The sequence below is a fragment of the Sphingomonas fuzhouensis genome (assembly GCF_034659795.1).
Taxonomy (GTDB): Bacteria; Pseudomonadota; Alphaproteobacteria; order Sphingomonadales; family Sphingomonadaceae; genus Sphingomonas; species Sphingomonas fuzhouensis.
Genome location: NZ_JAXSQY010000002.1, coordinates 482265 through 506269 on the forward strand (window position 1 = coordinate 482265; position 24005 = coordinate 506269).

Here is a 24005-nt window from a genome sequence, read left to right on the forward strand (position 1 = left end):
TCAGCCCCCGGCGCGGTCGTCGAAGCGTGGCGCGCGGTCGAACTCGGCCTTGCCGAAGGGCCGATCGTGGAAAACATAGCCATAATAGAAGGATCGCAGCCGCGCATGGAAATCGCGGATGCGATCCTGATAGGCCAGTTGCGCGGCCAGGTCGGTATGCGCCAGCCGGGTCAGCAGCGCCTGCACCCCGACCGAGGGCAGCACCCAGCCAAAGGCGCGGCCCGCCCGGTCGCGCTTCTCCAGCGCGGCACGATAGGCGCGGACCTTGGGCGCGACGGTCTCGTCGCCATTCTGGTGGAAGGCGAGATACCATTTATAGTGGAACGCCGTCCCCAGCGGTGGCGAATCCGACCATTCCGGATGCGCGGCATAGAAGCGCCGCATCGTCGCGTCGCGCGGTATGTCCCAGGCGTGGTTGACGACCTCGCGCTGCGCCAGCGCAATCTCCGCCCCCTGCCCGACCGGGATGAGCCGGTCGATCACGACATTGCCGAGCGTCGGCACGATCAGCACCAGCACCAGCCAGGCGGCGGCCAGTGTCGCGGCATTGGCGACCGACGACCAGCGCAGCCGTCCGACCAAGGCGGCGAGCGCGATCCAGAACAGCAGATAGGCGAGGATCACCCCCAGAACGAGCAGGACGACGCTGGCCGCCACCCCCTCGACCACCGCTGCGACGGCAAAAGGCAGGCCAAGCGCCGCCCAGAGCAGCGCGAGCCGCAGCCCGGTGCGCCGCCGCCACAGCGCCGCCCCACCCCGTGGCAACGCGTCGAGCGTGCGCTGCCGCCCCGCCTCCCGCTCGCCCGATTGCAGATCGTGGAACAGGGCGATCACGAATAAAGGCGCGAGGAAGACCAGCACGAAGGCGAAGTCGAACCGGCCCGGCAGCGCGATTTCGGGATTGAAGTTGTCGCCGTCATAGATTTGCGCCTCCAGCCCCAACGCGCGGACACGCAGGATATACGGCGCGACGTCGCGCATCCCCAGCGCGGCGAAGGCGAGCGGCGCGGGCGCGTCCCATGTGGGGTGGAAGCTGTAATAGGCCGCACTTCCGGCGTCCTTCGTCCGGTCGACATAATCGGCGACCGCACCGATATCCTCGGCTTGCGCGGCCGGGATCGCGGCGATGGCGGCGCGCTGGCGCGCGACCTCCGCCATGCCGGTGCCCAGCGCCGCGATCGTGAGCAGCGCGAGCAGGATCAGGGCGAAAATGCTCAGCCGCTGGCGCAGCAACAGGCGTAGTTCATGCCGCCACAGGGTCATCGGCGTGCTCCCAACCGGCGGGTCGCCAGCGCCAGCAAGGCGATGGCGGCGACCAGCCACAGGCCCAGGATGGTTAGGCCGGGCAAGGCTGCCCGCGCCAGCGTCGCCCCCGTCGGTGCGACGAAGTGGAAATCGGGGATCGCCTGCCAATGTCCCGCGCCGATCCGCTTGCGCCGGTCGGCCCCGGCGTCGGTGGCACTGTCATCGGCATAGCTGACGGCCTCCGCCTGCATCCGGTTCAGCCGCTGGACCAGCGCATAACGATAGGCCTCGGCCTGTTCGAGGAAGCGGCGATGCGCGGCGAAGTCGGTCCCTGCCGCTGCCATCGACAGGCCGCGCAGCGCGATGGCGGGGCTGAGCAGCCCGGCCGCATTCACCATTTCATTCTGCCGGGCCTGCGCGGCAAAGCTCCGCGCGGCATAGCGGTCGAACAGTTCGGAGGTCAGCCGCTCACCCTCTAGCGCCAGCGCGCCCTTATAGTTGAACGGCAGATCCTCGACCCGCGTGACATGATAGCGGTCGAGCAGCGCCTGCTTGAACTGCGCGAAATGCGCATCGTCGGGATTGTGGCTGTCCCCCATGCGGCGCAGGTCGCGCGCGACCGCGACATCGGTCTGCAGGCGGTTGTCCAGCGGCACGGTGCCGCTCGCCAGGTCGGGCACCGCGCGGGGCAACAGCACGGTGGTCACCGCCCAGAGCGCGACCAGCACCAGCAGCGCATCGCGACTGCGCCGCACCATGGCCGAGACGAGCAGGATCAGTACCACCCACAAGCCGAGATAGAGCAGATAGCCGAGCGCGATGACCAGCATCGGCAGCGCCAGCGCCCCCGGCTGTCCGGCGATGATCGCCAGGCCGAGCATCGCCGGGGCCGCCGCGGCCAGTGCGACGGTGCCGAGCGCGAGCAGCTTGCCCATCACCACCTGTCGCCGCGTCGCCCCCTGAAGCATCAGCAGGCGCAGCGTACCGCGTTCCGTCTCGCGCGCCAGACTGCCGAAGCCGAGGAAGACCAGCAGCAGGGGGGCGACGATCTGAAGCACGAAGGCGGGGGTCAGCTGGCCGAAGCGGATCAGCAGCGAGCTTTGCCGGACATCGCCGAAATTGGCGGTGTTCTGCCGATGCCCCTCCAGGAACATGCTGTTGCCGGTAAAGGCGTCGACGCCGGGATCGAAGGCGGCGAGCGGGCTGAGCGGGCGGAAGATGAAATGGCCATAGTGCACCATGCGGTGCGGATGCCGGTCCGGCTGCGCATCGAAGGCGTGTTCGGCCTCATGCTGGTGCCGGTCGCGCAAGGCGGCGACGCTGCGCTGGTGCGACCAGCTGCTCGCGACCGCGACCAGGGTCAGCAGCACGATCAGCGCAAAGGCGATCAGCGCGACGCGGTTGCGCAGCATCAGCCGCAACTCGTCGCGCGCGATCAGGCGGACGATCCTCATGCGGCCACCGCCGCGCCACCGACCTGGAAACGGGCGTGGAGCGCGCGCACGTCGAACCGCTCCGACCCGCTCGCCTGCACCTGATGCGTGACCCGACCAGCCTCCAGAAAGGCGATCTGGTCGGCGACATCGGCCGCGCTCAGCAGATCATGCGTCACCATCAGCACCGCCGTACCCCGCGCACGCACGGCGGAGAGCAGCGCGTTGAAATCCGCCGTCGCACGCGGATCAAGACCGGAGGTCGGCTCGTCGAGCAGCAGCACGGGCACCGCGCGCAGCAGCGCGACCGCGATCGCGACCTTCTGCCGCATCCCCTTGGAAAAACCGCCCAGCCGCTGGTCCCAGGCGCGCTCCTGCAAGCCGGCCGCGCGCAGGGCGTCGACGATCGCGTCCCGCCCCTGTCGCTCATCGCTGAGCGCCAGCAGATAATCGGCATTCTCGACCGCCGTCAGATGCTCGTACAGCGCCACATTCTCAGGGAGATAGGCGATATGGCGGCGTGCCTCATCGGGATGGGCACACGGATCGACACCGCACACCGCGACCTTGCCCGATTGCGCACGGGTGAAGCCCAGCAGCGTCGACAGGGTGGTCGACTTGCCCGCGCCATTACCCCCCAGCAGCGCGGTGATACTGCCAGCACCGACCGTCAGCGACAGGCCATCGAGAACCTTGTGATGGCCATAAGCGACCGTCAGATCCTCGATCAGGATCGGCGCGGAGGATGGGAGCGACATGAATACCTCGATGCTCTGATACCGGGCGTATGTGCATGATTAGACAAGACGAGACAACATATCATTGCGTTCGGGGATCATGTCCGTGATGCTTGAGGCGTTTGCGGCGCCGTCACGAGGTCCGGTGATAGCGCCGAGTGGGCGGTCTTATCGCCTCAACCGCCCCATCCCGCGGCTTCGATGATCCGGTGCGCGGCGCGCTCGGTTAATCCCGTCAGACGCTGACTGCGGCCCAGAAGCACGAACTCCACCGCCTCCAGCTCCGGCAGCGAAAAGGCCTGATCGACGACCCGCAATTCGCCGGGTGCTTTGTCGAGAAGCATCGGCGCCTGCGCCGATACGCCGAGCCCGGCATGGAGACCGGCATAGATGCCCGTCAGCGTTTCGGCGGAACATGCCATGCGCCAGGGCAGCCCCGCGCGCTCCAAAGCGGTGACGGCGGCGCGCGTCGTGATGCTACCGGTCGGATAGATGACCAGCGGCACGCGCTGCCCTTCCTCCAGATGGAAATCCCGATGCGCCAGCCAGGCGAGCCGCTCGCGTCGCACCAGCACGCCGCGCTGATCGCCCGCTCGCCGCTTGGCAAGCACGAGATCCAGATGCCCGCCGTCGAGCTTCGGATAAAGCATGCTCGTCAGGCCGATGGTGAGATCGATCTGGAGGTCCGGATGCGCCTTCGTAAGATGACGAAGGATTTGCGGCAGGCTGGTGAGCGCCAGGTCTTCTGAAATTCCCAGTCTTATCCGCGTCTGCTCATTGGCGCCCGCATAATAGGCCTTCGCCTGGTCGTCCAAGGCCAGCATCTCGCGTGCAAATCGCTCCAGCACCGCACCATTGGGGGTCAGGGCGACCGAATGGGTGTCGCGTTGGAACAAACGTTCGCCGGTCAGTTGCTCCAGTCGGCGGACATGCTGGCTGACGGTGGGTTGGCTTAACCCAAGCGCAGTCGCCGCACCGGAAAATGATCCCGCTTCGAGTATCGCGACAAAGGTTCGCACCAGGTGCAACTCCAGAAGCATCGGGAATCCCTATCACTGTTATAGCAGGCGCCGGTTTCCACATGCGCGTATCGGCAACCGTTCGACGCATGACATGGAGATGGTGCGATGATGGAGCCGTTGTCGAGACGCAAGTTGCTTGCGGCAGGCGCATTGGCGGGGGGTGTCGCCACCGCCGCTCATGCGACCCAAACGGGTGTTTTCGGCAACCCTGACCGGCCGCCCGAGGGGCGGATCAATAGCTCGCCAGAGGCCTTTCGCGAGCCGGGACCGAAAAATCCGGCGCTGGCCGCCCAGATGCCGTCGTTCCAAGATCCGCCGGCGACCGACGTGAACGGCATGGATCTGTTCTGGTCCTCGTTCAACATCGCGCACAAGCGCGTGCAGGCGGGGGGATGGGCGCGCGAAGTGACCCAGGCGGACTTCGCGATCTCGGACGCGGTGTCGGGCGTCAACATGCGGCTCGGGCCGGGCGGCGTGCGAGAATTGCATTGGCATCAGCAAGCCGAATGGGCCGTGATGGTGGATGGCAATTGCCGGATCACGGTGCTCGATGCCGAAGGCCGACCGGCCGTGCGCGATGTCAAGCAAGGCGACCTCTGGTATTTCCCGCCGGGCCTGCCGCATTCGCTGCAAGGCCTTGGAACGACCGGGGCCGAGTTCGTGCTGGTGTTCGACAATGGTCGAGCATCCGAGTTCAACACGCTGCTGTTGAACGAGTGGATGGCGCACACCCCGCCCGAGGTGTTGGCGGAGAATTTCGACCTGCCGGTCAGTGCGTTCAAGAATATTCCAGTCGACGATACCTGGATCTACCAGGGCCCGACGCCGATGCCCCTTGCCGCGGCACAGGCGGCGGTGCGCACCCCCTTGGGTGAGCCGGAGGAACAGTTCACCTTTTCGATGACGGACATGCGTCCGGACAAGGTCACGCGGGGCGGCAACGTCAAGATCATCGACACCCGGAACTTTCCAATTTCGAAAACGATCGCGGCGGCGCTGGTGACGGTGAAGCCGGGCGGCATGCGCGAACTCCATTGGCACCCCAATGCCGACGAATGGCAATATTATATCAAGGGCAAGGCCCGGATGACGGTCTTCAACACCGGGCCCAAGGCGCAGACCGCCGACTTCAACCCCGGTGACATCGGCGTCGTGAAGAAGAGCCTGGGCCATTATGTCCAGAACACGGGCACCGAAGACCTGGTGTTCATGGAGATCTTCAAGGACAGCCGCTATCAGGAGGTCTCGCTTGCCCAGTGGCTGGCTGGAACCCCTCCCGATCTGCTGGCATCGCACTTGAACATGGACCCCAAGCTCCTGCAGCGTTTCCGCTCGCCGCGCGTGGTCGTCCCCGGCTGATTGCCGCATTGGCCTGCCGAGCCGTAAGTCCCTGCGCGGCGGGCGGAAACAACATGTGTCACGAGGTCAATATTCTCGGCCACCGCGCCATGTCCGCGTCGACATAGTGCGGCGTGCCCATGTCTACGAGCGGGATAAGCGGACGGCCGATATAATAGCCTTGCACGGCATCGCAGCCGATCTGCCGACATAGGTCGATCTGCTCAATCGTCTCGACCCCTTCGGCATGGGTGATGACCCCCAGCTCGCGGCCCAGCGCCGCCGTCGCGCGCAGCACCGCCATCGAGCGCGGGTCGCTTGCTGCACGCAGCACGAAGCTGCGGTCGATCTTGATCCGGTCGAAGCACAAATCGCGAAGATGCGAGAGCGATGACTGGCCGGTCCCGAAATCGTCCAGCGCGATCTTGAAGCCCAGCTTGCGGATACGCTCCAACCGACCCGCGACCGCGGCGGGATCGCGGATCAGCGCGGTTTCGGTGATCTCGATCTCCAGCCGCTCAGGGGGCAGGCCGTTGGCGACGACCGCCTGTGCCAGGTGGTCGAGCAGCGCATCGGATGCCAGCTGCGCCGCCGACACGTTGACCGCGACATAGAGATGCGTCGACCAACCGGCCAGGTGGCGGCATGCTTCGGCGATCACCCATCGCCCGATCTCCTCGATCAGGCCCGCATCCTCGGCGATGGGAATGAAGACATCGGGTGCGATCCAGCCCTGGACCGGATGCTGCCAGCGCAACAGCGCCTCATAGCCACAGGTCATGCCCGACGTGAGGTCGGCGATCGGCTGAAAGGCCAGGCGGAAGCCGCCGCCATTAATGGCATCATGGAGGCCGTCGACGATCTCCTGCCGCCGCAACAGGGCCTCCGTCATGCCATGCTCATAGCAATGGGCACGGCGACGGCCGGCATGTTTGGCATCATACAGCGCAAGATCGGCGCGCTTCATCAGTTCTTCGCCCGACAGCCCCGGCACCCATTCCGCCACGCCGATGCTGCATCCGGGCAGCAGGCGATAGCCGTCGATGGTCACGGCCTCCGACATCTGGTTCACGACGGTCTGGGCGAATTCCGTGGCGGGGCCGATCGGCAAGGTCAGCACGATGGCCATCTCGTCGCCGCCCATCCGCGCGACGAAGCTGTCCGGGCCGACCAGCCGACAAAGGACGGCCGCACAATGGATCAGCAGCTTGTCGCCGATGCCATGACCGAACGTGTCGTTGACCTGCTTGAATTCGTCGAGATCGATCAGCAACAGGCTGAACGTCTCGGCCTTGTCGATCATCGCCGCCTTGCGCTCGCGCAGCGCCCGGCGGTTACCCAGGTCGGTCAGCGCGTCATGATGCGCATGGTAGCTCAGCTTGCGGCTGGCCTGCCGCTCGGCCGTCACGTCGTTGAAGGTCAGGACCACGCCCTGTCCGATCACCGGGCGGGACTGCATGACATAGGTGCGGCCATCCTCCATTTCGCATTCGCGGTCGAACGGCCCGTCCGAATGGACCCAGGCCTTCATCGCCTGGCCGACAAGCGTCCGTTTGTCGGGATGCCAATTCCGATACCGCGCGATGGTGTCGAGAAAGACGTCGATGGTCACGCCGGTCCGCAGCGCTTCGGGCGGCGTATCGAAGAGGGTCAGGAAATGCCGGTTGAACTGGCGGAGCCGCCCTGCCCTGTCGATGAAGACCAGGCCGTCCGACATGCTCTCGATCACGGCCTTGAGCGTCTGTGCTTCCCGCTCGCGCCGCAACCGTGCCTGCGACACGGACAGGACGCCCCCCAGACAGGCGACCGAGACGGCAAAGGCCGTGCAGGCCGCGACCAGGCCGGGCGACATGGCGCTGCCATTGATCATGGCCAGCGGCGCGGTCACGCCGTCTCCGGCCAGGCTGATGAAATGGATCGCGCATACCGCCCCGACAAAGGAAAGGCTGGTCGCCAGACGCGAAAAACGGGGTGAGCGACGGATTTGCCAAGCGATCAGGATCGCGGTGCCGATCAGCCCGCCGATCAGATTGGTGGTAAGTGAAAAATGGTGGCCGCAATCCATCAGTGCGGACAGGCCGACGGCATGCATGCACCAAATCCCGATGCCCGCGACAGTGGCCAGGACGATCCGCCTGCCCCGCCGCTCCACCCGAGCGAGTGCGGCGATCGGCAGGCCGACCATAAGAACGCCCACCGCCGCGGAAATCGCGGTGCGCCCCGGTGCATAGGTCAGGAACAGGTCGGGGCGATAGGCGGTCATCGCGCTGAAATGGGTCGCCCACACCCCCAACCCCGCGGCCAGCGCCAGCCCTCCATCGCGCCACCCGATCGGGGTGGTGCGGGCGTGGCGGACTTCGGCTGCCAGCAGTGCCACCAACCAGCCGGACGTCAGACAGATGCCGATGGAAACCGCCAGAAGATAAGCGGAATAGGGTAGGACAGAGGAGATCAAGGGAGCCGATCACAGCAGGGAGGAGTGGCGACGGCTATCCCACCCATGATTAACAATCTATTTTAGTTTGCCAGCCGGTGGCTGGCCGCCTGAGCGGAAATTGGGTCGAGTGTCCTTTCCCGTGCCGGTCATCGCGGCGCTATCGACATCCGACATAAATGAGATTGACTCTCATTAGCCAGGAAAGTAGCTGACCCATATTCGTGATGAAGGACATTGCGGACAGCTCTGGTCGGGAGCAGCGGGATGCGGGAATTGGGTGGATCAGCGTCGGTGGCATGGCCCGTTCCATGACGACCCTGCCATCGCTGACCGCGTTATTTGCCGACCAGCGACGACGGCTGGTCACCGAAGCGGCGCGGTTCACTGGCGATACCGATTCGGCCGAGGATGTCGTTCAGGATGCCTGGCTGCGATTGGCGCAGCGAGGGGCCGAACCGTCGCTGGTCGAACCGATCGGCTATATCCGGCGCGTGGTGCGCAATCTGGCGCTGGACGCCTATCGCCAGCGTCGGCGGCGGGAGGCGATCATGCCGCATGGCTCCGATACGGAAAGCGAGAAGATCGAGGCGGGGGTCGCCGATGCGGAGCAGACGGTGATCGCCGCCCAGCACCTCGCGCTGGTCGCCGCCGAACTCACCCGGATGCCGCAGCGTATGCGCCGGGCGGTGGAGCTGCATCGCCTGTCCGGCGCACCGTTGCGCGAAATCGCGGCGGAACTGGGCGTGTCGGTCACGACGGCCCATACGCTGGTGATGGAGGGGGTCGAGCGATGCCGTCGGGCGCTGCACCCATCGCCCTATCAGACGGACGACACCGAAAAAACGTCGCGCTTACGCGTCTAGCTCCAGAGAGAGAATAGGGGCGAGGCATCGTGACCAGGGACGAGGGCGACGAACGTCACCGGCGGGACGCGCTGGAGTGGATGATCGCATTGCAGGAACACCCCGATGATGCCGCGTTGCACGACCGGTTTCGTCTCTGGCGGCGGGCCCCGGCGCAGGACGCGGCATGGCGGGCGTTGGAGCATGTCAGCGCCGTGATCCGACAGGCGCCGTCATCGATCGAGGTCCCATGCGCTGCTCCGTCCGGTGATCGACGATGGCGGCGCGGTCGATGGCAGGTGACGGTATCCATGGCCATGGCGGCCTGCTTCACCGCGCTCATCATCGGGCCCCATCTGCTCCCGTCCATGCTGGCGGATGCGGCCACCGGCACCGCAGAGGTACGGACGCTGACGCTCGCCGATGGCAGCCGCGTCACCTTGGCCCCGCATAGCGCCGTGGCATTCGACAGCGGCCGCCATGCCCGGCTGCTGCGCGGAACCGCCTATTTTCAGGTCCGCCATGACGACGCGAAGCCGTTTCGCGTCATTGCCGGTGACACGATCGCCACCGATCTGGGAACCGCGTTCGAAGTCACTGTGGAGGGCCCCCTCACCCGTATCGCAGTCCGGGAGGGGCTGGTCGCTGCGTCCTGCGTCACGGGCTGGCGCGATCCCCTGCCCTTGCGTCCGGGCGAGGCGGAAGCGATCGACTGCGGATCGGGCAGCCATCGCCGAACAGCCATCGGGCCGTCGCGCATAGCCACCTGGGTCGAGGGCAAGCTCATCGTCATCGATCGCCCGCTGGCAGAGGCCGTCGCCCTACTGCAACCTTGGCATCGCGGATGGCTGGTCACGCGCGGCGCGGGCATGACCCGGCGTGTGACGGGCGTCTATGATCTGCGTCACCCCGACCGTGCGCTTGCGGCCATGCGCCAGTCTCATGGGCTCGGCATCACCAAGGTCACGCCCTGGATCACCATCGTCCACGCCGATTGAGCGGAGCGCCAAAGAAAATTCCGCCCACGCCTGAAAATCCATCGCGCCCAAACGTCTACCCAATGATTGCGAACGACATGCAATAGCATTTGTTGGTAGGATTCGGGGGACGACGTGACGAACAGATATATCGGGTTTCGATGGAAGCGGCTGGGTATCGCCATGATGCTGTCGGCCTCGCCCCTGGGTGTCATGGCGGCACCGTTGGCGGCACAGACCGGGCCAGCTTATGTCCGCTTCTCGATTCCCGCCCAGTCGCTGACGGACGCCCTGGCCACGTTTGCGCAACAGGCACAGGTTCAGTTGAGCGTCGATGCGACCTTGCTCGCCGGACTGCGTTCGCCGGGCGCGGCTGGCCGGATGGACCGCGCGCAGGCGCTGGACCGCCTGCTCGCGGGGACCGGCCTCGACTGGCAGTTATCGAACGGCGTTCTGACACTTCGGCGCCGCCCAACGACAGGCGGCGCCCAAACCCCGGTCGTGACCGACGCCCTGCGCGTCGAGGGTGACGACGCACCGCGCGATGTCGCCGAGACGCGGGCGCAGCGCGGCCATGACACGGTCTTCGACGCCGATTTCGCCAGCGGCTATAAGGACCGCGCCGAGATCGAGCGCTATAAGGGCGTCACCACCTCGGACCTGTTGACCGGCATGGTCAATGTGCTGAGCGGCGATGCGCGCAATAGCGGCGCGCTCGACCCCAGCATCCGCGGCATTCAGGGGCCGGGACGCGTGCCGGTCGTGATCGACGGCACCGAGCAGGCGCTGACGGTGTGGCGCGGCTATAATGGCGCGAGCAACCGCGCCTATGTCGATCCCAGCCTGATCTCCGGGCTTCAGGTGCTGCGCGGGCCGACCGATCAGGGCAATATTCGCAGCTCGACCGGCGGCACCGTCGTCATCAATACGCTGGACGCCGACGATGTGCTGCAACCCGGCCGGACCTTCGGCCTGGACGTTCGGCTGGAGGGCGGCAACAATTCCACCGACCCGCGCCTGCCGACCCTGCTGACCGGTCGCGACTATCGCACCGTGCCGGGCTTCCCGCAAAGCTCGCCCAGCTTCGCCCTGCGCGACCCGTCGCTGGTGATCGTCCCGCGCACCAGCGACGACAACCACGTCTTCTCGCTCGGCGATCGCGCCGTTCGGGTGGCGGGCGCGGTACGGATCGAGGGGCTCGATCTGTTCGGCGCCTATGCGTATCGCGAGCGGGGCAACTACTTCTCGGGCACGACCGGGGCGGGCTATTACGAGCAGAGCCAGCTTCCCGCCACCAATCTCAACCGTATCCGCCGCATGGCGCTGGGCTTCGCGCCGGGCAGCGAGGTGCCCAACACGTCCAGCGATCTGGAATCCGTGCTGCTGAAGGCGACCTGGCATATCGCCGACGACCAGTATCTGCTGGTCAGCCTGCGCGACAGCGTCACCCGGTACGGGGAAATCATGCCGTCGCGCATCCCGATCGACAAAGGCAATGTGCAATGGCCGCTCAGCAAGGTCCATACGCGGGCCTATAACGCCGAATATAAGTGGCAGCCGGAGAGCCGCTGGATCGACCTGAAGGCCAATCTGTGGGCCACCGATACCAACAGCGACACCTATAATTCCGGCGGCATGCCCAATTTCGCGACGTTCGACGATCCGATCCTCATCGACAATGCCCGCGCCAATGCGATCAACAACCGCTATGGCCTGAACGCCGCCAACACGGTTCGGTTCGGTTCGACGTTCGACCTCACGCTGAGCGGCAATTGGCAGCATGAGAAGCTGGGCTCGCGCGACATCTACGATCCGGCGCGCTTCCAGGGCTGGCGGCAGTTCCCGCGCGCCGGACGGCGGGAGGAATTCCTCGTCCGGCTGGACGGCGAGTGGCGGCCCGCCAGCTTCCTGAAGCTGAACGCGGGGGTCAGCTATGCCGGTTACTGGGCGGTCGATGATTTCGCCCGCAGCCAGATCGCCAAGGGCAATGAGAGCCTGAATTCGACCGTCTATCGCGGTTACGAATCCTACTTCAATGTCTCGGGCACGGGGGAGTCGTTCTTCAACCGATATTGGCGCAGCGAATTGGCCGGGGTGCCGGCGGAGGACGTCGACCAGTTCATCGCCATGATGCTGCCGGACTATCTGGCGAGCCCCTATGAACTCTCCTGGGAGGAAGCCGGGCCGACCTGGCGCCCCGATGCGCAGGGCCGCTATAGCCGTGCGGGCAATCCCTGTCTGAACGGAGCGATCAACAGCGTCCCCGGCAATGACGGGACGTGCCGCCTGCAAAGCATCGTCGAGACGGTGCCGATCACCGCGCCGCGTCGCTCGGCGCATCGCTGGGCACCCAGCTTTTCGGCCACGGTCTATGCCGACGAGCACACCCGCGCCTATGCCCGCTATATCGAGACATGGCGCTTTCCGAGCATGTTCGAGAGCACGCTGGGCTTTTCGGCCTCGTTCAACCCGCTCGCCCCGCTCCAGCCTGAACATGCCAAATTATACGAGATCGGCCTGGTGCGCGACCTGCGCAGCCTGCTGCACCTCAACCGGGAGGATCAGCGCGCCGACATCAAGCTGACCTTCTATCGCAACCATATCGCCAACGTGGTGGAGCGATCGACCAACCTTCAGTTCAGCAATATCCGGGAACAGACGATCGCGGGGATCGAAGCCGAAGCGCGGATCGATACGGGCGGCTTCTACACCCAGCTCGGCGCCGCCTTCATGACCACCAACCAGGTCTGCGACGAAAGTGCCGCCGCGCTGGCCGACAAGACGAATGGCAGCGTCCCCGATTGCGTCAAATATGGCTTTCCGGACGGCTTCCTGCTGACCCAGGCGACGCCGGAGCAGACGGTCAACTGGACGATGGGCGGGCGCTTCTTCGACAGGCGGCTCGAACTGGGAGGACGGCTGACCTATTACAGCCGCTACAACAATCCCTTTTTCGAGACGATCGCGAACCTGCCGCGCGCGCAGCAGCTTGATGTCTATTCGCTCAACATACCGTTCAGCTGGGGCGCGATCGTCACCGCCGACGCCTATGTCCGCTACCGCCTGAACGACCATTTCTCGGCCGAGCTGGTCGGGACCAACCTCAACGATCGTTATTATGCCGACCCGCTGACCCGCTCGCTGATGCCCGCCCCTGGGCGCACCGTTCGGCTGAGCCTGACGGGCCGCTTCTGATGATCCCGACATTCGACCCCGCCGCCTTGGTCCTTCCTGAAAGCCGGACATGGGCGACGGGGCCGGATCGATGCGCCCGAAGTGATCGGGCGCGCACAACCGCAGGAGTAATAGCATGACCTCCATCCAGTTGAAGACCATCCTTCTCGCTGGCCTCGCCACCGTCCTGACCAGCGGGGCGGCCCATGCCCAGTTTGCGGGCGGATCGAGCGACACCGACAAGGTGACCGTGGGTGCCAGCGATGTGAACGGCGGCCCCCATGTAGCGGGCCGGGCCGGGATCGGCGTGCCGGGCACCAATGGGCGGCGCGTCGACTTCCAGGGGCTCAGCCTCTACGCCGCGCCCGACCTGAACGGGGTGCGCCATCTGAACATGGCGACCAGCGACGTCGCCGATCACAGCAGCTATGGCGATTTCCGCTTCGCGCGGGTCGGCTCGGCCGACCTGTGGTTCGGGGAATGGTCGCAGACGGGCAATGCCTCGGCTGGCGATCACACCGTCTATTATGTCGGCAATACCAGCGGCACGACCGTCCCGACCAGCGGCACCGCGACCTATTCGGTCAAGGGGATCAGCGATTATGGCAACAAGGGCGCGCTGACCGGCACGCTGACCGCCAATTTCGGTTCCGGCACGTCGGGTACGCTCAGCGGCAGCCTGGCCAACGCCTCGACCGGCGCAGGCGTCAATATCGGCACGGCGCGGATCATCGGGGCCAGCTTTGCGGGCAACGGGGCCGTCGCCACCCAATCGGGTGCCACCGTCGCATCGGGCGGCGCGGTGAGCGGTCGCTTCTTCGGCGCCAGTGCGGCGGCACTGGCCGGGACCGTCAGGTTCGACGGTGCGCGTCAGCATGACACCGCGTTCGGCGGCACGAAGAACTGACGCGAAGGGCCGGGGCTCCCGTCTCTCCCTTGCGGGAGCCCCGCTTTCGTACCGATCCGATGCGCCACGCCGCCCTCCCTTATCTCCTGACGCCGGTCATGCTTGCGCTGGCCGCGCCCGTCTCTGCGCAGAGCGCGCGGAGCGAGGATAATCGCCTGCGCCTCGACCCCGGTATCGATCGCCGGGCAACGCCCCAGGAGCGCGAGGCGATCAAGGGCGCCGAGCCGCCCGACCGCATCACCATCGACGGACAAGTCTATACGGTCGGCAACAATCCGGACGATCTGGGCCGGGCCCTGTACCTGTCGGTCGCGCGCAGGGCCTGGGCCGATGTCCGCCGTTTCCTGCCGCACTATCTGGCGCTGGCTGGGCATGATGCCATGCTGGTCGCCTGGGCGCGCGGTGGCCTGGCGCGCAGCGAGGGACGGCTAAGCGAAGCGGAACGGCACTATCGCGCGCTGCTGGCGATCCAGCCGGACTTTCTTCCGGGCCAGCTCGAACTTGCCCGCCTGCTGTTCGAGAACCGCAAGGACCGCGCGGCGCGACGGCTGTTCCGCACGATCCGCGCCGAACTGGCGGGACAAGACGATCGCGCCGCCGGGGTGCGCCGGAATGTCGATGCCTTCCTTACCGCGCTCGACCGTCGCGATCAGTGGCAGGGCATGCTCGCCATCGGTCCGGGCTATAGCAGCAACCTGAACCAGAGCTCGGCCAGTCAGACCTGTCTGTTGACCGGCGAGGACGGCACCTGCCTGATCGACCGGACCCTGCCGCCCGCCATCGCATCGGTGGGGATCAATATCGAGGGCAATCTCAGCCGTCGTATCGCGTTGAAGGGCCAGGGCGGATTGCTCGCCCGCGCGCTTGTTTACGGCGATCTGTGGCCCGGTCATGGCGCGTTCGACCAGGCGACGTTGACCGCGCAGATCGGCTATGACCATCAGACCGCCAGACGCACCCTTACCCTGTCCCCGACCATCGATCTGGCGAGCCTGGGCGGCAAGCTGCTCTATGCCGCGCCCGGGCTGCGGGCGGAGGCGATGGTCACTCCGTCGCCCGACACGGCCCTGCGGATCGAGATCGCACGCCGGGTCTTCGACTATCGCCGCGACTTCGCCGATCTCGATGGCGCGCTGACCGAAGCGAACCTGACCGGCTGGTGGTCGCTGCCGCGCCGCTGGAGCCTGTTTGCGGGCCTGGACGCCGGAGACAAGCAGGCGGAGGCCCGGCCCAATGCGTATCGGCATGCCGGGGCGAGGCTGGGGCTGGTGCACGGGCTTGCCGACTGGGCGGAGCTGACCGTGATCGCCTCCGCCCGGCAGCGCGATTACCGCGCCTATAGCGCGTTGCTCGAAGCAGTCCGCCATGACCGCGAGACGAACCTCACCGCCGTCCTGCGCCTGCCCGGACTGCGCGTCGCGGGGCTGACCCCCAACATCCTTCTTCAGCACAATCGGGTGAAGAGCAATGTCGACTGGCTCTATTCCTATCGCCGCACCGCCGCCAGCATCCGGCTGGAACATGGTTTCTGACGGGACCTCTAGCGGCTCCGGCTATCGCCAGCCCGTCCAGGCGCGGGCTTTCGGCACGGGAACGCTGATCCTTGGCGGCATGGTCGTCGTGGTGCTGTTCGGCATCCAGCGGATCGCACCACCGATACGCTCGGTCGATGCCGGACGGGCGGCGGTGTTCATGGTGGAGTCCATTCCGCGCGATCCGGTCGTGGAACCCGGCAAGCCCTCCCCTACGCACCAGCCGCCATCAAAGCTCACGCCTCCGTCACCGCCTGCGACGACGATCGCACCCGCCCCGGTGTCACCCCCGCACGGCGAACCCGCCGCAACGCTTCCCGCGTCGCTGCCCGTCCCCGCGCGTCAGCCACAGGCAATGGGAGGGCCTATAGCGACGGCAAACGGAGACGCCCCCTCTCCGCCTTCCCTCGCGGCACCCGCCGACCGGGTTTCCTTGCCCGCAGCCGCCGCGGACTGGCGTGCGCGACTGCTCGGGCACCTCAAACGCTATCGGCGCTATCCCCGCCAGGCCGAAGCGACACGGCAGCAGGGCATCGTGCGCATCGCCATCACCCTGCGTCGCTCCGGCGAGGTGACGGCGGTCGAGCTGATACATGGCAGCGGCTACCCGCTGCTCGACCAGGAGGCGCGTGCGACGGCCCGCCGCGCTTCCCCCGTACCGCCCGTCGACGATGCCGTCCCCGGCGACCCCGTCACCGTGGAGGTGCCGATCGACTTCACGCTGCGACGCTGACTTCTCCCAGACCATGCAGGATATCCACCATGCCCCATAGCGCAATCGACACACCCATCCGTTCCGCCCCCCGGTCCCAGCGATTAATGGACGCTACACGCAGCGCGCATGACCGTCTCGACGCCCATATCATGGCGGCCGAGCCGTTTCGGGATCGGGATCGCTATGTCCGGCTGTTGCGGATGCAGTACCGGTTCCACCATCATGTCGATCCGTTCTACCTGATGCCCCTGCCGCTCCCCGCAGCGCTCGACATGCCCGCGCGCCGTAGGCTGGACCGCGTGCGACAGGATCTGGCGGATCTGGGCGAGGCCCCCCCGCCAGCCCATCACCATGGCCTGCCCGATCCACACCGGACCGATCCCATGACGGCGATCGGCTGGCTCTGGGTGGCGGAGGGATCGAACCTGGGCGCCGCGTCACTGTCGAAGCGCGCGGCGACACTGGGACTGGATGGATCATTCGGGGCACGCCATCTCGCCGCGCATCCGGACGGGCGCGGGGCTTCGTGGAAAGCCTTTACCAAGGCCGTGAACCAGCTCGATCTCGACCACGCCGACAATGCCCGCATGCTGCAGGGCGCGCGGGACGCCTTTGCGCATGTCCGGATGCTGGCCGATGCCGCCTTCTCGTGATCCCGCTCTGCGGCGGCATGTCGGGCGGGCGGTACGGCTGGGCTGGCTGATCGCCGGGACAATATGCGTGGGACTGGGCATCGTGGGCGCGATCCTGCCGCTGATGCCCACCACCATCTTTCTCATTCTTGCCGCGGCATGCTTTGCCCGGTCGTCCCCGGCGTTGGAGGCACGGCTGCTCAACCATCCGCATTTCGGCCCCACCCTGCGCGCCTGGAAGCAAAACCGGGCGATCGGCCCCCGCGCCAAGACCATGGCCTGTATCGGTATGGCGACCGGCTATGCCCTTTTCGTCATGACCGCCCATCCCTCCGCCACCGTCGCTGTTGCGGTAGCGCTGGCGATGACGGGTTGCGCAACATATGTCGCCACCCGACCAAGACAGCCATAATCGACCAAAGACTTACGACAGGTAAGTGGCGGAGAGGGAGGACACTCGCCATTCTCCTGAATATCATTAAAGCGGGATGACGTCAGTTTGACCCAATCCGTCATTGCGAGCGTAGCGAAGCAATCCAGGGCGTCTTGCCCGGACACTGGATTGCTTCGCTACGCTCGCAATGACGATTCCAGCTCATGTCATCCTTCTCTAGCTGTTCGTGCCGACCGGAACATTTGGACCGTGGGTCAGCGTCTTGTCCTTACTGTCCCGCAAACTACGCGGGCAATAGGAAGATCAGAAAGACCACGCCGCGCCGATCCTGATGGTTCGCGGTTGCAGGGGCGTCCACTGTGTCCGCCGCGTATAGGCCAGCGGGTTGCCCAGGGCGAAGCGGTTGCCCGCGACATCAAGCAGGTTGGAGACATCGAGGGTCAGCGTCCTGTGCCGGTGGGTCCAGGCCAGCCCCATATCCGCCTGCGCATAATCGCCCTGCGGCAGATGGAGCGGACCGACACCGACCCATGAGCGTCCGACATACCGAACCGAGCCGCGCAGCAGCAGGTCGTCACCGGTGGCAAGCGACCATCGCCGGTCCAGCGCCACCCGCATCGAAACCGCCGGCGTATTGGGGAGAGCCTGTTGCCGGGCGCGGACGAAGGGCGGAGCGGGATCGGTCAGGACGCTGCGGGTCAGGACGAGCGCGCCGGTCAGCCGGATGGTCCGAGCGGGCCGCCACTGCGCTGTCGTCTCCAGCGACCAGATCTGCCCATCACCGATATTGGCGGTGTGCGGTCCCGTCGGCCCGTAAAGGTCCGCCTGGATGCTGCGCCAGTTGGCGAAGGAAAGCGCCGTCCGCGCATGGAGGCGCGATGCGGGACCGCCGAAGCGCAGGCCCGCCTCAAAAGTGTCCAGCGTGTCGGGTCGAAAAACGACGGAGCCGTCGTCCGACGATGCGTCCTCGGGGTCGAGCGACACCTCGGTATCCAGGCCATAGCCGCCCACGCGCAGGCCGCGCTGATAGCGGAGATAGCCGGTCAGGCCGGGCTTCCAGTCCCAGCGCAGCGCGGCACTGGGCAGGAAGGTCACGTCGCCGCCATTGGGCACCTCCACCGCAAGCCCCTGCTCGCGCCCGCCGGGCAGGATGGTGGTGCCGAAAAAGTCGAGATAGGTCGCACGCAAACCCATGGTCGCCGCCAACCCATGCCCCAGCGCCAGGGTCGCTTCGCCGAACAGCGCCACGTCGACCACGCGGTTGCCGATACCGCGCAGCACCGTCCCACCGTCGCGACCGACGGTCGAATGGATCAGCCGGTCGTCGCTGACCGTGGCATAGCTGCCCAATACGAAACCGTTGCCGCTGTCGCGATGCCGGGCCAGGCGCAATTCCCCGGTCACGACCTGCGAGCTGCTTGTCGTCTCCAGCGCGGTGGCGTCGCGCACCAGCCCCGCCGCATCATAGCGCGCCATGACGTCGTTCCTGACCAGCGACAGCGCCGCCGTCAGCGTCTGTCCCCCCGCGCTGCGATGCTGGACGGTGACCGAGCCCATCCGAAAGTCGTTCGACGACGGCTCCGCGACCGGCACCGCACGGGTCAAGGGCGGGGCGGCGGCATCGATATATTGGGCGTCGCGATTGTCGATCCGCTGATAGACGCCGCCGATATCGATCGTCCAGGCATCGCCGGGGCGGATACGCAAGGTCGCCCGGCCACCGCCTATGTCGCTGCGGTTCACGCCCCTTCTGGCCCGGAGCGTATCGTCGATATAGCCCGGCGTGCGCGATCCATAGCCCAGGATGCGCAGCGCGGCGCGCTCGCCCAGCGGTGCGTTGAGGACCGCCATGGCATCGCCGCCGGTCCCGCCATGCGCGATCCCCGTCGCCCCCAGGCCGACCGTCCCCGACCAGCGGCCCAGTTCGGGCGGGTTGGGTGTGACGCGCATCACGCCGCCCAGCGCGCCGGTGCCGTAGAGCGTGCCCTGCGGCCCCTCCAGCAACTCGACCGAGCCGATGTCGTAGAGCGCGAGGTTCGGGTCGGGCGCGCTGTAGTTGAGCTGGATCTCCCCCAGATACTGGCCGACGGTCGCCTGGCTGCCGCCCACGAAACTGCTGTCCGCGATCCCCCGGACGAACAGTTTCTCGCGCCCCGGCCCCAGGCTGGTCGTCGTCAGCACCGGCAACAGGTTGGTCAAAGCGCGGGTGTCGGCATGGGTGCCGCTGCCGATCGTCAAATCGTCGGCGGTCAGCATATAGGCCGAACCGGGATAATCCTCGATCGGGACCCCGCGCTTGCTGGCCATCACGACGACCTCCGCGCCGACGACCGCAGGCGGCGGCGTATCGCGACGCGGCGGCGGCGGGGCCGGATCGACGCCATGACGCGCGCGCTCGATCCGATAGACATAGGGCGCGGTCCGCACCGCGACCAGGCCAGTGCCGGCCAACAGGCGGGAAAGCGCCTGTTCGACGGTCATCCGGCCCCGGATGGGCGCACGCAAATGCCGTTGCGCCAGGATCGGGTCGGTGCCCGCCACGCTGACGCCGCCTTGCAATCCGACCGTCACCAGGGCGCGCGACAGGGGCATGATCCCAATATCGAACCGGCGCACGTCGCCGGTCGCCGGACCTTGTCCAGCGGCGGCTGTTGCAGACAGGATCATCGGGATCGTCACCCCGACGGCATGTAAAGCCCTCACCGTCGCACAAGCTCGTCCGGCATCGGGTGCCCGTCCCCTGCTCTAGAGCGCGATGACGTCAGTTTGACCCGATCCATCTCATGTCATCCGTCTCTAGCGCGCCGGGACGAACGACAAACGGCCATGGATCGCCTTCACACGGATGGGCAGTGCCGCCTCGATCTGGCGGCGCAGCTGCGAGCGGTCGGCGACCAGGAAGACCGCGCTGACCTTCATGCCGCGCAGCGCCGGGTCCACTGCGATCGGCGCCCCCATATAGCGGGACAGGGTGTTCGCAACCGACTCGATCGGCTTGTCGGCGAACACCAGTTGCCCATGCTCCCAGGCCAGTGCCTGATCGGGATCGATCCGCTCGACCGTGTCGACCCGCGCGCCCGGCGCCCGGCTGAGCGCCGTTCCGGCTGGCAGCTTCGTGACGACGCCGCCGTCGGCCGCGGGCGAGACGGATACCAGCCCCCGGCGGACCGCGACCGCGAAGCTGCCCCCTTCGTCGAGTACGTCGAATTCGGTCCCCAGCACCCGCACGTCACGCCCCGCGGCCATCACCGTGAAAGGCCGCGCCGCGTCATGGTGCACGTCGAACAGGACTTCCCCGGTCGCGAGCGTCGCGGTGCGGTGGTCGTCCTCCAGCCGGACCGTCACCGCGCTGTTGCGATTGAGCGTCAGCCGCGACCCATCCGCCAGCGTTACGACCTTCGTCCCCTCGCCGCCGGTGCGATAGGTTTCGCCCGGTGGGTCGATCATCCGCGTGATCTGCGGGCCAGCCAGCACCGCTACCGCCGCAGCAGCCGCCATGCTGAGAAGTGGGAGCGCCCATCGCCGCGACCGGTTACGCTTCGCCCGGACATCGGCCAAGGAGACGACAGCCGCCCCCTCGCTCTCCGCGACAGGCGCCGCTGCATCGCGCAGATCATCCGCCGCAATCCACAGACTTTCGACCCTGGCATAGGCGGCGGCATGCGCCGGATCGGCCTGAAGCCATGCGAGATGCGCCTCCCATAACCGTTCGTCCTCGCAATCCTGCAGGCGAACGAACCACTGGATAGCCGCCTCGTCCGCATCATCGGTCGTCATTGGTGCCATCGCGCTGCCGCCCCGTCCTTCACTGGTCCCCCGATACCATGGACGAAGTCGCGCCCTAGGCTCCGCAATATCTTTCGATGTCCGCGCACGAGATTATCGGTCAAGGCGCTGCGAGAGGTGACGCAGGGCCGCCATCATATGCTTTTCGATCAGGCTTCGCGACACGCCCATCCGCTCGGCCACCTGCGCATGCGTCAGCCCGTCGATCTTGTGCAGCCGAAAACTCGTCTGCACCGCCTGCGGCAGGTCGGCGAGCGCCAGACGCATCCGGTGCAGTTGATCGCGGGCGATCAGCGCTTCGTCCTGCGGGACCGTGTCGCTGACCTCTTCGCCGCCGACCGAGGCATGATGATTCACCTCGCGCCAGTCGCTGTCCCGCCGCGCACGGGCACGGTCCTGACGCAGACGGTCGAGCAGGATGTTGTTGCCCAACCGATAGAGATAGCCGCCAGGGTGCAGCACCTCGACATCACCGCGTGCCGAAACGACGCGCAGATAGATTTCCTGGACGATGTCCTGTGCGTCCGCCTCCCCTATTCGGGCCGCGAAGTAACGGAGCAGCGCCGCCCTGCGCGCCAGAAAGGCGTCGAGCAGCGCCGTGGGCGGCGACGGGGGCGGCACGATGTCGGTCATCGGTGGCTTTTGCACAGGGAATTCAGGATGAGGACCAGCGGCTATCACCCCCGACGCGCGCGGCCAATGGAGCGCCGCACCATCTCCACATGGCCTCCACAGGGCCTCCACAAAAGCATTCGTTCCCGACGCAGGACGCGCGATGGCGTGGGTCACCGTGCGCTCTGCCAGTCCCGTATCCGCAGACGCTCGGCGAACAGCTCGCGCCGCGCGAACCGGCGGCCCAGCCAGCGGAAATAGCGATCCTTCAGCGCGAAGGGTGTCAGATGATAGGCCAGCCGTTCCATCAGCGTCCAGCGGATCGGCACCCGCCGCCGTTCGGACGGACTGCACCAATGGGACGGCGTCATGCGCTGGCGACCCAGTTTCATGACGCGGTGCATGACCTCGTGATCGCCCAGGACATAGGGCCATCGCAGCATGTCATAACCGCCCGCCGCCCGCAGCGCATCGGTGCGAAAGCAATGGCCCGCCGCACCGACATGGGTCTGGCGCGGCAACAGGCGGCTGGCGAGACATTGGTGCAGCGTCATCGCGACCGTTCGGGTTCCAGGGCTGCCCAGCGGCACGAAACAGGCCGACGCCGCCACCGTCCGCCCTCTGGGATCGTCGAGCAGACTCTCGGCCTGCGCCAGATAGCCAAGCGGATAGAAGGTATCGGCATCGCAGGTCGCGACGAACTCGGTCTCCACGCGCGCCAGCCCGGCATTGAGGGCGGCGGTCTGCCCGGCGATCTCGCCCTGGTGTAGAATGACATAATCAATGCCGCGACCGGCCAGGGCGCCATGGCAAAGCGCGACCGAGCAATCGGTCGAGCCATTGTTGACCAGAATCAGCCTGAACGGTCGGGTCTGGCGGCGAAGCTGCTGCAACGTCGCCACGATCGCATCGGCTTCGTTGTAGAAGGCCAGCAGGATCGTCCACCGCGGAGGGGCGGCGGCAGGGACAATCGGTTCATCCCACCAATCCTGACCAAAGGCGATCGGTTCGTCGTCGGGTTCATATCCTGCCATGCGCGATAGACGGAGACCACGCGCCCCCACCTCAAGCCAGTTCCCACTTTTTCGAACGACGGGGTTTGAGGTGGTCGTCCGACCGCGTCGTCTCTGGATCAGACCGATGGAAATGAAGGGCGTGTGCCGTTGCGGCACGAGCCGAAGGGGGACTGCGTTGATTGCTGCACCGTTGATGGCATTGCTGGCGACGACGACGTCCGCGCCCTTGCAAGGGACAGTTCCGCTGACCGGCGATTTCGACGCGGTCTCGATCACCGTCGCGCCGGTCCATGCGTTCGAGCCTCCGGACACCACCCCAGCCCCGCCCTCGACGAAAGAAGGCCCCGATACCGGCCCCGCCACGCGCGACGAGATCGTCGTCACGGCGAGCCGCCACCGGGCGGACGATCCTCTGCGCCAGGTGAATATGGCATCCTTCGCGCTGACCGAGACGGTGGACAATGCGGTCATGGCACCGGTCGCCCATGCCTATGAACGCACGACGCCGAAGCCGATCCGAACCGGCCTGCGCAACGTCTTCGCCAACCTGCGCGAACCTGTCGCCTTCGCCAATTTCCTGCTCCAGCTCAAATTCGGCAAGGCGGTGGAAACGGCGGGTCGCTTCGCGATCAACTCGACGCTCGGCCTGGCCGGGGTCATCGACGTCGCGCGCCGCTGCCCGTTCAACCTTCCCCGCCGCCCGAACGGCTTTTCGGATACGCTGGGCTTTTATGGCGTGAAGCCGGGCCCGTTCCTGTTCATGCCGCTGATCGGGCCGACGACGCTGCGCGATCTGGTCGGCGGCACGGTGGACGGCGTCGCCTCGCCTCTGATTATCGGCGGGCCGTTCCGCAACCGGGCCTATATCATCACGAGCAACATCTTCCGCACCCTCGATCGCCGCGCCGAGATGGACGAGGAATTGCGTGCGGCGCGCGCGCAGCCCGATCCCTATGTCGCACACCGGGATCGCTATCTCGATCGGCGAGAGGCGCGGGTTCGGCGATTGAAGGGGCTGATCGATGCCGGGACCGTGGTGGCGGAAACACCCTATGGCCGGGTCGATCCGTCGGCGACCGCCCAGACCTGCCCGCATGGCCGGGCCCATCAGAAGTAAGTAGGGCCGTCAGGCGCGGCATTTTTCCGACAGACGGATTGCGGAGCGGGCGCATCGACTTCGTCCATCGCTCATCACCCCCCTGTTTC

General features: G+C 66.5%; 19 protein-coding genes. 10 read left to right on the forward strand and 9 right to left on the reverse strand.

Annotated elements, in window-relative coordinates; all coding sequences use genetic code 11:
- The 4 genes from U1H82_RS06705 to U1H82_RS06720 all read right to left on the reverse strand — a co-directional run bounded on the left by U1H82_RS06705 (position 1) and on the right by U1H82_RS06720 (position 4455).
- The gene (locus U1H82_RS06705; RefSeq protein ID WP_322964144.1) at positions 1-1263 is read right to left on the reverse strand and encodes a DUF3526 domain-containing protein; all 1263 of its coding nucleotides are present in this window, start codon (positions 1261-1263) and stop codon (positions 1-3) included.
- Complete coding sequence (locus tag U1H82_RS06710; RefSeq protein WP_322964145.1) at positions 1260-2699, reverse strand: ABC transporter permease; 1440 nt, start codon at positions 2697-2699, stop codon at positions 1260-1262. The genes U1H82_RS06705 and U1H82_RS06710 overlap by 4 nt, the downstream gene beginning before the upstream one ends.
- Positions 2696-3436 carry an ABC transporter ATP-binding protein gene (locus U1H82_RS06715; RefSeq protein WP_322964147.1) on the reverse strand — a complete coding sequence of 247 codons (741 nt, stop codon included), beginning with the start codon at positions 3434-3436 and terminating at the stop codon, positions 2696-2698. Before U1H82_RS06715 ends, U1H82_RS06710 begins: the two co-directional genes overlap by 4 nt.
- Before the next feature lie 155 nt (positions 3437-3591).
- The gene (locus U1H82_RS06720; RefSeq protein ID WP_322964148.1) at positions 3592-4455 is read right to left on the reverse strand and encodes a LysR substrate-binding domain-containing protein; all 864 of its coding nucleotides are present in this window, start codon (positions 4453-4455) and stop codon (positions 3592-3594) included.
- 87 nt (positions 4456-4542) lie between these two features.
- Between U1H82_RS06720 and U1H82_RS06725 the strand changes: the two genes are divergently transcribed.
- The gene (locus U1H82_RS06725; RefSeq protein WP_322964149.1) at positions 4543-5796 is read left to right on the forward strand and encodes a cupin domain-containing protein; all 1254 of its coding nucleotides are present in this window, start codon (positions 4543-4545) and stop codon (positions 5794-5796) included.
- Positions 5797-5854: 58 nt separating this feature from the next.
- On the opposite strand, the gene U1H82_RS06730 is transcribed toward U1H82_RS06725, so the two are convergent.
- On the reverse strand, positions 5855-8152 hold the full coding sequence (locus U1H82_RS06730; protein WP_322964150.1) for a bifunctional diguanylate cyclase/phosphodiesterase: 2298 nt from the start codon (positions 8150-8152) through the stop codon (positions 5855-5857).
- A 368-nt stretch (positions 8153-8520) separates the two neighbouring features.
- Between U1H82_RS06730 and U1H82_RS06735 the strand changes: the two genes are divergently transcribed.
- The 8 genes from U1H82_RS06735 (at position 8521) to U1H82_RS06770 (ending at position 17403) form a co-directional block, all read left to right on the forward strand.
- Entirely contained in the window at positions 8521-9075 is a 555-nt protein-coding gene (locus tag U1H82_RS06735) for a sigma-70 family RNA polymerase sigma factor (RefSeq protein WP_322964151.1), read from the forward strand.
- Between the two features lie 29 nt (positions 9076-9104).
- Positions 9105-10052: a FecR family protein gene (locus U1H82_RS06740; protein ID WP_322964152.1), complete on the forward strand. Its 948-nt coding sequence runs from the start codon at positions 9105-9107 to the stop codon at positions 10050-10052.
- Between the two features lie 114 nt (positions 10053-10166).
- Entirely contained in the window at positions 10167-13226 is a 3060-nt protein-coding gene (locus U1H82_RS06745; RefSeq protein ID WP_322964153.1) for a TonB-dependent receptor, read from the forward strand.
- Positions 13227-13341: 115 nt separating this feature from the next.
- A complete protein-coding gene (locus U1H82_RS06750; RefSeq protein ID WP_322964154.1) occupies positions 13342-14112 on the forward strand; it encodes a Slam-dependent surface lipoprotein in 771 nt (256 codons plus the stop codon).
- A gap of 59 nt (positions 14113-14171) precedes the next feature.
- Positions 14172-15644, forward strand: a complete 1473-nt coding sequence (locus U1H82_RS06755) for a surface lipoprotein assembly modifier (protein ID WP_322964155.1) — start codon at positions 14172-14174, stop codon at positions 15642-15644.
- The gene (locus U1H82_RS06760) at positions 15634-16377 is read left to right on the forward strand and encodes an energy transducer TonB (protein WP_322964156.1); all 744 of its coding nucleotides are present in this window, start codon (positions 15634-15636) and stop codon (positions 16375-16377) included. Before U1H82_RS06755 ends, U1H82_RS06760 begins: the two co-directional genes overlap by 11 nt.
- An 86-nt stretch (positions 16378-16463) precedes the next feature.
- Complete coding sequence (locus tag U1H82_RS06765) at positions 16464-17012, forward strand: biliverdin-producing heme oxygenase (RefSeq protein WP_322964157.1); 549 nt, start codon at positions 16464-16466, stop codon at positions 17010-17012.
- The gene (locus tag U1H82_RS06770; RefSeq protein WP_322964158.1) at positions 16996-17403 is read left to right on the forward strand and encodes a YbaN family protein; all 408 of its coding nucleotides are present in this window, start codon (positions 16996-16998) and stop codon (positions 17401-17403) included. Before U1H82_RS06765 ends, U1H82_RS06770 begins: the two co-directional genes overlap by 17 nt.
- Positions 17404-17688: 285 nt before the next feature.
- Here U1H82_RS06770 and U1H82_RS06775 read toward each other — a convergent pair whose 3' ends face one another.
- The 4 genes from U1H82_RS06775 to U1H82_RS06790 all read right to left on the reverse strand — a co-directional run bounded on the left by U1H82_RS06775 (position 17689) and on the right by U1H82_RS06790 (position 22817).
- A complete protein-coding gene (locus U1H82_RS06775) occupies positions 17689-20052 on the reverse strand; it encodes a TonB-dependent receptor (RefSeq protein WP_322964159.1) in 2364 nt (787 codons plus the stop codon).
- A gap of 129 nt (positions 20053-20181) precedes the next feature.
- Positions 20182-21171: a FecR family protein gene (locus U1H82_RS06780; RefSeq protein ID WP_322964160.1), complete on the reverse strand. Its 990-nt coding sequence runs from the start codon at positions 21169-21171 to the stop codon at positions 20182-20184.
- A gap of 93 nt (positions 21172-21264) precedes the next feature.
- A complete protein-coding gene (locus U1H82_RS06785; protein WP_322964161.1) occupies positions 21265-21804 on the reverse strand; it encodes a sigma-70 family RNA polymerase sigma factor in 540 nt (179 codons plus the stop codon).
- A 152-nt stretch (positions 21805-21956) separates the two neighbouring features.
- Positions 21957-22817, reverse strand: coding sequence for a glycosyltransferase family 2 protein (locus U1H82_RS06790; RefSeq protein ID WP_322964162.1), 861 nt, complete (start codon positions 22815-22817; stop codon positions 21957-21959).
- A gap of 157 nt (positions 22818-22974) precedes the next feature.
- Here U1H82_RS06790 and U1H82_RS06795 point away from each other — a divergent pair, with 157 nt between their 5' ends.
- Positions 22975-23916 carry an MlaA family lipoprotein gene (locus tag U1H82_RS06795; RefSeq protein ID WP_322964163.1) on the forward strand — a complete coding sequence of 314 codons (942 nt, stop codon included), beginning with the start codon at positions 22975-22977 and terminating at the stop codon, positions 23914-23916.
- Positions 23917-24005: the final 89 nt, after the last annotated feature.